Source organism: Streptomyces sp. NPDC127092 (assembly GCF_042722475.1).
GTDB lineage: Bacteria > Actinomycetota > Actinomycetes > Streptomycetales > Streptomycetaceae > Streptomyces.
The window spans coordinates 1,517-2,284 of sequence record NZ_JBHXFE010000137.1 but is presented as its reverse complement, the minus strand read 5'-3'; the positions used below and the strand labels follow the sequence as shown (position 1 = coordinate 2,284).

Below are 768 nucleotides of genomic sequence, written 5' to 3'. Positions count from 1 at the left end.
GTGGCGCACCACCTCGGGCTGCGTGTACATCTCCTGCAACCAGCCGAAGTCGTCCTCCCGGTGCGGCCGCAGCGTCAGCCGCGCGGTGGGCAACGGCCAGTCAGGGGCGCGGCCGCCCGCAGCCGCGCCCTCCTTGCGCCCCGCCGGAGGCGGGGCGTCGACGTCGGCGGGGACCGGCGTCGTCGTGCCGGACGCCCAGTCCTGGCGCAACATTGCGTAGGCCACCGACGCGAGCGGCTCGCCGCCGTCCACGGGCCAGCCGCGCCGGTAGTGCGCCTCCTTGACCCAGCCGGCCCGGCGGAAGGTGCGCAGCATGGGGACGTTGTCCTCGCGGGTCTGGCCCTCGAAGCGGTCCACCGCGGGCATCGTCTCGAAGACGTGCCGGGTGAGCGCGGTGAGGATCTGCGCGCCGAGCCCGCGCCCGCGGAACCGCTCCGCCACGCGCAGGTCGAACAAGGGGGTGGGGTCCGTGAGGTCCTCCAGGCGCACCACGCCGACGCGGCCGTGCTCGGGATGCTCGATCCAGAAGGTGCGGTGGTCCTCATCCTCCCAGGCGCCGCCATCGACGGCCTTCTCCGCCTCCGGCCGGGTGACGCGCGGGCGCGTGTGGAACGGCCACGCGTTCTCGGTGAGCAGGGCGACGAGCGCGTCCCGGTCGGCGCCTGCCGGGTCGAGCGGAGTGAAGGTGACGTCCATGGGGCCGAGAGTAGGGGAGGGGACGTCACCGCCGCCCGCTGCCGTGACCCCATGGCCACGCCCCTCCGCGAC

Annotated in this window: 1 protein-coding gene; it reads right to left on the bottom strand. The window is 75.0% G+C overall.

Annotated features, from left to right (window positions below; all coding sequences use genetic code 11):
- The coding region (locus ACFWJO_RS38005; RefSeq protein WP_386872712.1) for a GNAT family N-acetyltransferase at positions 1–696 on the bottom strand (696 nt) is incomplete at its 3' end.
- Positions 697–768 lie beyond the last annotated feature (72 nt).